Origin of the sequence: Acinetobacter chengduensis (genome assembly GCF_003664645.1) — a bacterium.
GTDB lineage: Bacteria > Pseudomonadota > Gammaproteobacteria > Pseudomonadales > Moraxellaceae > Acinetobacter > Acinetobacter chengduensis.
Genome location: NZ_RCHC01000007.1, coordinates 188,452 through 197,172 on the forward strand (window position 1 = coordinate 188,452; position 8,721 = coordinate 197,172).

At 35.9% G+C, this 8,721-nt stretch carries 7 protein-coding genes; 3 read left to right on the forward strand and 4 right to left on the reverse strand.

Annotated features, from left to right (window positions below; all coding sequences use genetic code 11):
- Positions 1-623: 623 nt before the first annotated feature.
- Positions 624-1,856: a glycosyltransferase family 4 protein gene (locus D9K81_RS08475; protein WP_120375284.1), complete on the forward strand. Its 1,233-nt coding sequence runs from the start codon at positions 624-626 to the stop codon at positions 1,854-1,856.
- A gap of 21 nt (positions 1,857-1,877) precedes the next feature.
- Here the strand turns inward: D9K81_RS08475 and D9K81_RS08480 are convergent, their stop codons facing one another.
- The 4 genes from D9K81_RS08480 to D9K81_RS08495 all read right to left on the reverse strand — a co-directional run bounded on the left by D9K81_RS08480 (position 1,878) and on the right by D9K81_RS08495 (position 6,495).
- A complete protein-coding gene (locus tag D9K81_RS08480; RefSeq protein WP_171406901.1) occupies positions 1,878-2,897 on the reverse strand; it encodes a capsular polysaccharide export protein, LipB/KpsS family in 1,020 nt (339 codons plus the stop codon).
- 11 nt (positions 2,898-2,908) lie between these two features.
- Positions 2,909-4,111 (reverse strand): glycosyltransferase family 4 protein, encoded by a 1,203-nt coding sequence (locus D9K81_RS08485; RefSeq protein WP_120375286.1) that lies wholly within the window; start codon positions 4,109-4,111, stop codon positions 2,909-2,911.
- Between the two features lies 1 nt (position 4,112).
- A complete protein-coding gene (locus D9K81_RS08490) occupies positions 4,113-5,240 on the reverse strand; it encodes a polysaccharide biosynthesis/export family protein (protein ID WP_120375287.1) in 1,128 nt (375 codons plus the stop codon).
- A 157-nt stretch (positions 5,241-5,397) separates the two neighbouring features.
- Positions 5,398-6,495: a phytanoyl-CoA dioxygenase family protein gene (locus D9K81_RS08495; RefSeq protein WP_120375288.1), complete on the reverse strand. Its 1,098-nt coding sequence runs from the start codon at positions 6,493-6,495 to the stop codon at positions 5,398-5,400.
- A gap of 251 nt (positions 6,496-6,746) precedes the next feature.
- Here D9K81_RS08495 and D9K81_RS08500 point away from each other — a divergent pair, with 251 nt between their 5' ends.
- Together D9K81_RS08500 and D9K81_RS08505 are read left to right on the forward strand one after the other, a co-directional pair.
- Positions 6,747-7,256, forward strand: coding sequence for a DUF4214 domain-containing protein (locus D9K81_RS08500; RefSeq protein ID WP_120375289.1), 510 nt, complete (start codon positions 6,747-6,749; stop codon positions 7,254-7,256).
- A gap of 18 nt (positions 7,257-7,274) precedes the next feature.
- Positions 7,275-8,721 (forward strand): glycosyltransferase family 4 protein (locus D9K81_RS08505; protein ID WP_147433935.1); only part of this gene is annotated, 1,447 nt, incomplete at its 3' end.

Here is an 8,721-nt window from a genome sequence, read left to right on the forward strand (position 1 = left end):
TTTTGTTGCACTGCTGATGTGCGTGTTAGTAGTTGGTTGTTATAAAGCAAATACCGTACCAACTTTATGAAAGCAAGGTTAAAATATTGAATTCCTTATCAGAATTAAAGATTATAGGCCTTTGCTTTCGCCTTATTATACTGTTTGCCAAGTGAAATGCACCATATTCATTCTAGAGATATTTAATTCTGGATAAAAATTACGTTACTGCACGAAATTAGTGCACATTTATTATGTAATGATTTATTTTACTGCTTCAAATTGTGTTTAATTCCATAAAATACTTAAAAATCAAATATTAAATCTTTATTTAATTTTTTTTTATTTTCAACCCAGTGCACCAATTTAATCCAAAATTAACTTTAATTGAAAAATAAAAACCAATTTAGACTTCACTCACCAAGTTTTAATTGTAAATCCTATTAAACCATCCAAGTCAAACGAACAGTTCAATCATCAAATCGTCGATAGCTTAAATATTTTTTCTTATTTCCATTATTAGGCTTATAAATTTTCAGAGATTTTCTGCAAAATTAATCTTATTTGCTCATGTTTTTTAACATGATTTTGCCGTATATTTTCTACACAAAACAATATGCATAATTAATCTAAGGGCAAGGCACATGCTGCATACGCTAAGACTACACTTTTTAAAAATAAATATCCGTTTGGGAAATATCAGCTATGCACGGCGCTTTTTAAAACAACATACTCCCGCTCACCCTACTAACAAGCCCATCCAAAACATTTACACAGACTTATCTGTAATTTCAATGAATGATGCAGGCACAGGTATTCAACGCCTTGTAAAATCAGTCTGGTCTCGTCTGCCCGAGCAGGCTAAAAACTTAAACGTTTACCCTATATATGCCACACGTAAGAAAAAGTATGCGCTATCGCAATATCCACAAAAAAACATTAAAAAACGCAAATATGTAGACCTTAAAAGTGGTGATTTATTTTTTGGTTTAGACTGGTCTGCAGACCAAATCATTAAACACCAAGTACGTTTAATGCAGTGGAAAAGTAAAGGTGCAAAACAGGTTTTTATCTTAAATGATATCTTGGCATTACAGCATCCTGAATGGTTTACGCCTAAAAATAGGCAAAAGCTCCAAGCATGGCTGAATGTGATTGCAGTATGTGCTGACGAGATTATTTGTGTATCTGAAACAGTCACACAACAACTGATTCAATACCTACATGAGCATCAAATTGACGACCTACCATGTTCAGCAATTAGACTGGGTGGGGAAATATCTCCAAGCACTTTTACGGCGCAAATTCGCCCAGAATTTGAGCAAAAATTCTTAGCTTCCAGCTATATTCTTAAAGTATCTACGATCGAACCGCGTAAGGGTCATTTGTGTTTAATTCGTGCGTTTGAAGCTTTACTTAAGCGCTATCCTGACTATCCACATCATTTATATTTAGTCGGCCGCTATGGTTGGAAATCCGAACATACGCTTGAGTATTTAAAAGCATCCCCTTATTTTGGATCGCGTATTTTTTGGTGGGATGATATGAATGATGCGGAGTTAAACTTACTTTACCAGCATGCAGTTGGCGCAGTAAATTGCTCTTATGGTGAAGGTTTTGGACTACCGTTAATGGAAGCCATCTATTATCAAAAACCCCTTTTGGTACGTGATCTTCCCGTATTTCGCGAAGTCAGCAGTAATCAAGCACAGTATTTTAAGCGAGATCAACCTGAGGATTTAGCAGAAAAATTATATGAATGGAGTAAAGAACTCACTCCTACATCTACACAAATTATTCCACTGACTTCATGGGATGTGAGTGTAGAAAAAATCATGAAAATTTTACAAAAGCATGGTGTGCACATCACCATCTAAGCCATTATGAATTGGCAGAAACTAATATTTCATGAAAGGCTGCAACCACCCCAGCCAATTGATTTTCTTTTTATTTTTTAATATGACCAGCTCTTCTATGGCTTGCATTACTGTAATCTGTGGATGACGCTGATTTAATAAAGATCGATATTGCGGATAGAGAATTAAAGTGCCAGCAATTAATTCCTCTAGACGCAGTAATCTTTTAGTACGTTCTACAGCATAAATATCATGTGTTAAGCCCCAACCTGAATAAAAAGGCAAGCCATGACAGACCACCTGTTTACCACGTAATAATGCTTCAAATCCTGTTAATGAGGTCATCACATGCACCTCATCTGCCCAATCCAGCCAATCGCTAATATCACCTTCGGTTTGAATGGCATTTGCATAGCGCTGAGCTTCTGATACATCTAAACTGTCCTTACGCCAGCCTGCTGACACATCAGGATGAGGCCGATATACCAAGTAGGCTTCTGGGCATAATTGTCGAACTTTCGCCAGAAAATCTAGATTGCGGTTGATATATGGCGATCCATATTGTAAAGATGCATCGCCCTCAACCTGTCCAATCACTAAAATTTTCTTTTGGCCAGAAACCCTCGGAAACTCAGTCATTTGGTTGGTTTTTAAATTATACTTGCTGAGTTTTTGTCCAACCAAGTGCGCTTGCAGTGCCTTGGCCTCATGACAGATGTCTGGCGTAAAATCATGCTGATTTAGTAGGCGCTCCAAACGTGATTCTGCTTGTGTATTAAAGTACATTCCTAAATCATCAAATACCCATGAAATAGGCGAGTTAAACGCAGCACCTAACCCAATAGAGCGAATAAAACCATCCTCAACACGAACGAGATGTTTTATATGCTGTAATTCTGAGGGTAAAGGATGCATTCCCCATACAATTAACATTGCTTCGGATGGATGGCTCTGATTTCGCTTTAATCTTTTAAGATGAATATGAGGCAAGAAAGTTTTCAGAATTAAAAATTTTCGATAAGAAAATCCATAGACCCATGCCTCGCGAACAGAATGCAACACATCTAGCCCCATTAGTGACATTCAGCTTCTACCTGTTCAATGTAATCAATGACATGCTGAACAGTATTAAAGTGATCTTGCCATTCCCAATGCTGATATTGCTTCATGCGTGATAGCTGATCCTGCCTAAGTAAAGATGTATTTTTGTTATATTCAAAAATCATGTCATACCAAAGCTTGCTATCTAGAGTATCAATAAATTCAGGCACGCCCTGCCCAATTTCTCTAAATACCTCAATATCACTAGCAAGTACAGGCACGCCTAAAGATAAAGCTTCAACTAAAGGTAGTCCAAAACCCTCAACAAAGCTTGGAAACAATAACGCTTGTGCATTTAATAACGTCGCTTTTAATTCCACATCACAAGAAGAAGAACATTCGATCACCCGAGGTTTGAGCACATCACAACGATCCAATAAATTAAAGACCTGATCTGCTTCCCAGCCACGTTGTCCCACCAAAACTAAGTATGGTGCATCTTCACCTAATTGTTGAATCAAACGCTGCCAAATTTGCAATAATAACAAATGATTTTTACGTGCTTCTATGGTCGCTAGTACCACAAAATATTTTTTATGCTGTAACGTAGCTAAAAGCTTGGGCGGTGCATGTAAATGATGTAAATCACTACTCAGCCAAGCCACGGTAATTTTAGGTGCGGTTAACTGATGCTCATGAGCAAATTGTAATAACTCCACTTTAGTAAATTCAGAGTTCACAATAATGGCATGACCAATCTGCAACATGTGGCGTATACGGGCTGCGTGCTTGTGTTGCTCTTGCGCTCGACAATATTCAGGATAATTCACTGGAATAAGATCATGCACAAAAAAAACAGCTTTGAGCTGAAGTTGCTGAATTTTTCGAATATAAGACTTCGATTCAATACCTTTATGATTCAAATTTAGGTAAATGCATCCCGCATACGGGGAATGATCTAATTCATGCTTGAACACATATTCAGTCAAAAGATTAAAAAATGATGAATGCAATAACTTCGGTTGGTTTTGACAAAGAATTTTAAACAACTTTGCAGATTGCAACTTATTTAAAATATGAACACTACCTTTATATGACAGCGCCGCTTGCGCATACTTTGCATAATGTTCGATATAAGCCAATGTGACTCGATCAATACCCGTAATCGCTTTACCCTTAATTAAGCGAAAGATTAAACGGCTAATTTCAATCAATAGAGGTTTCTGTGCTGTCATATTACTTGGTCATCGATGTCGTTGTAGAGACTGGCGATATAATCGAACCAATAATACTTAAGAACTTTTGTAGCTCTGAACCACTCGCATTAGATACATACAACAAATCTTTATTTTTAAGTTGAAATTTTTGCGCAAGCAATAAGCCTTCAGCTGAAGTTAAATCAAAACGTAGAACTTCAGGTGTCGCTTCACCAGAAGGCAACTTAGATTGACTAAATTCAGCTTTCCTAAAAATAAAAACTCCTTTGGGATTGGCACGATAATCATTCAAGCCTGATGTTTTAGCAATTACATCAGAAACACTTAAACCATTATCTCCGTAGTTGAGTATTGTATTGCTATTGGTTGCACCTAATACTGTTACTTCATACTGATCTTGCATAACGCGCACTGTATCCCCCGGATACAGGTAAATATTTTCCATGCGATTACGTGTTAAGTCATCCGCACGAATGCTAAAATGTTGCTGAGCTCGTTCTACAATTAAACTTGTCGTTTTTAATAAACGAATATCGGTCACACTCGGAATAACATCAATTAAACGCTCACCTTTGGCTGTTAAAGGAATGCTGACCGACTTACGATCCGCAATTAAAGTCACTGTATTACTATTGTTTTGACTTAAACGTGCAATCGCTTGTGGTTTATTGGCAATTTTAGATAAACCTTGGCGAATGGATTGCTGAATTTGATCGAGTGTACGCCCCGATGCTTTGATATTGCCCACAAAAGGCACGGTAATATAGCCTTGATCTGTAATCATTTGCTCAGGCATATTAAGTACGCCACCCGAGATACCCAAGCTATCTGCTGATGTAGTGCCAAACAAAACTGCCGGTGGCGCCTCCCAAATTGAAATTTGAACAATATCACCCGCACCTAATCGCAATTGAGGTTTAGGCCGATTCAAAAATGTCTGAGTATTCGATTCAGCCATAGCCTGTGAATAAAAAAGATAATTTTCAGAATTAATGTCAACAACATGAACATTTTTATTCAGTTCATCATTCGACATTAATTTAGAACTAGAGGGTCCAGAAGATGGGATAAAACTTGTTGAATTTGAGCAGGCAGACAATATCAGCGATGCACCTAATCCAAGAAAAACTGCTTTGATTTTCAACATATTACTTTTTTATCCTTAACCTATCATCTTATTTGAACGTATTTTCATTGGATTGTTTAATTTGATGAAACACTATTCTTTTTGTTCCGTACAAAAATTCTAGCAATAATTTTAAGACGCTCGCAATGTAATTTTTTAGCTTTATATGTACTGAATTTTAAACTTTGTTTTGATCTTCTACTGATGTGATTTGCGCTTCATCAAAAACCTTCTTTCTGCCCACTTTACGCCATGGACTACGCTTAATCTGTCGAGATTCCATCACATCTAGCACTTTCCAATACAGACTAACGGCTCGATCTTTGACCCAAGGTAAAGCCAAATAATGGCCAAATGTAAATGGAATCATTGGATTACGCCGTGCATAAGCCCAAATTTCTGCTCGTATAGCAGGCTTCTCACTTTCACCTCGTGCATGAAAACCAAAAGTGTCTGCGATTAAAAGCGTATTGGCTTTAACATTAAATTTGACTGGTTCAGCAAAGCCAAAAGTTTTCAATTCTTCTGGGCTAATCCGAAATGACCCACGTCGCGACAAAACATCTGTACTTTGTTTCGTACATATTTGCGTTGCTTTATATTGCTCCCAAGCGAGCCTTTTTTCATCTACACGGTGCGAACCTGGTACATACATAAACGGCCCCGTGCTTTCGTCAACATCAGTCAAAAATAACCATGCTTTTGCGCTAGAAAAGAAAGTATCACTATGAAAATTGGTCTGTGGATCTGGTTGGTCTTGGTTAATTTTAGAAAATATGACTTGGATATAATTCATAGGTTGTACTTTAAAACTGGCTACAAAGTTAATGAGCTGATTCCACTCTGCTTGTTTTAAAAACCCTGAAATTTTTTGTGTCAGTTGTAGTTCTTTTATATCCAAGGACATACGACGAGTGACTGTATTACCTTGTAGCATTTCTCGTGTATCAAAACTATGCGCGGCAATTTCTGTTTGAAGTGCATTAAACTCAGATTCTGTTAAAAAATTTTCTTTGACGATATAACCATGCATATAGAAGAATTCTGCATCCGCAGATTTAATATACTTTTCAAGTTTTTTGCGTCTTCGGTTTGCTAATTGATGAACCCATGCGACACGCTTTTGATGCAATCCCCATTCATTCAGTTTTAAGTCGCTAAGTAAATGATTTTTTTCAAATGATTTTTCACCAAAAAAAATCCCTGCCAGATCACGTATAAAGATTAAAGGCGTATTTTTAGCATATTTTTTTAAACCGCGAATGTATGTATTCAAATGACACCTTTAAATTTTATTGAATATTTCTTTACTATTCACTTATTATTAACAGTAGCTGATTTAATATACACAATTACACAACTTTTAACAGTAAAGCTTATTTATTTTTTTTGATTAAACTACTGTTATTCATCGAAATAATTGCGAAATTACAATATCGCCATACAGAGTAAATCTATATACAAAATAATTTTCGAAATATAGAATAAAAAAAACTCGACTAGCCTGAATATAAAGTTCAAACAACAATGACAATACTGATAAATATACCGAAAATACTACAATATTGGGGTACACCCTTTATTACAATATTGTATAGATGCCTGCTTAACCGCGAGCCAGACTCTGAAGGTCTCAAATACTATCTAAATCGCTTAGAACAAGGTGTTAATCGTTTTAACATCATTGAACAATTCTTAAAATCGCCTGAAGTACAGGTCCATTTTTCTCGCCAAGAGCTTCTTCTTATACGGCTTGAATTACTACAATTAAAAGCGCGTTACACATCTGGTTTTCTACCTGTAGCTCGGATTTTTTCTCAATCATTTACAGCAAAACAGCGCATTATGCTCAATCGGCTTAATGAACTTCAATATCATATAGACCATTCATCAATTCCTCATAAGCAAGAATTTATGAAAGTTAAGCCCATCGTTCAATTCAAGGCATTCAATAAGATCAAGTCTAGTGATGATCATTTACAAAGCTTAAGCGCTAAAGAAAAAAAACTATTTAAGAAGATTTATAACCAGTTTTAATCAATTTGAGAAATATCAATGCGTATTATAATCGACATGCAAGCTTGCCAAAATGATAGTCGTTTTAGAGGTATTGGGCGCTATTCAACTGGAATCATTACGGCTTTTCTCAAGCAAGCTCAACCGAAGCATGAATGTATATTATTATTTAATGCTTTATTTGAAGACAATATCTCCCAGTTATTATCTTTATATTCGCAATATGTAGACGCAAAAAATCTACACATCTGGCATGGTTTAGGCCCAACCGAAGCACGTAATACAAACAACCAACACAATAAAAAAATTTCAGTGCTTTTAAGAGAGAAATACATTGAAAAGTTAGCCCCTGATATCGTCTTTATGCCTACTTTCTTTGAAGGCTTTGGCGATAACACTGTGCTTTCAATGCCTAAAAATAGACACTATCAAATTTTTGCGACTACGCATGATCTTATTCCACTCGTACAAAAAAGTTTGTATTTAGATCCTCAGCCTGTTTTTAAAGAATATTATCTTGACCAAGTAAAAACATTTAAAACAGCAGATGGCTTTTGTGCCGTATCTGAAGCCTCAAAACGTGAATTAATTGAATACTTAAATGTTGATGAAAGTAAGGTTATTAGTACATCTGAAGGCATAGAAGAACAATTTAAAAATAGCCATCCTTCTGTGCAAAAGATCAATAAAATATTAGGCACTGACATTAAAGATCGTAAAATGATCTTATATTTTGGTGCAAGTGATGAACGAAAAAATCATTTAAAACTGATCAAAGCATATTCACTACTTTCTCCACAAAAACGTAAAAAAAGTGTGCTGGTTTTGGCTGGTATTTTAAATGACCATCACTTAGATAAATTTAAATCTTATGCCGAGAGATGTGGCCTTTCTCGTACAGATTATATCTTTTTAAAACGTGTAACAGATAAAGAGGTTATCGATTTATACAGTGCGTGTTACTTATTCGTCTTCCCGTCTTTCCATGAAGGCTTTGGTTTACCTGCACTTGAAGCGATGGCCTGTGGTACTGCAGTAATTACAGCCAACACTACGAGCTTACCCGAAGTTATTGGCCGTAAAGATTTGACTTTTGACCCCTATAACTCAATTGAATTAAAAAAATATTTAGAAAAATTTATCGACAATAAAAGTTATCGCGATGAAATTGCAAAATACTGTCTTGAACATTCCAAACAATTTAGTTGGGAGAAAAGTGCACAATCCATTTTAGATTTTATGCAGAAAAAATACATACCATCTACTGCCCCAACTCGTGATTTGAATGAGCTTCAAAATGAATGTATTCAAGCGATCAAAAAGCTTAGAATCACCAGTCATCTTTCAGATGAAGCCAAAGAAAAACTCACGTATGCTGTCATTAAAAATTATAGAGAAACACGTAAACCTCGAATTTATTATGATATTTCAAAGATGATGACCGTCGAATTTCATACAGGAATTCAACGCGTAACCACTGAAATTT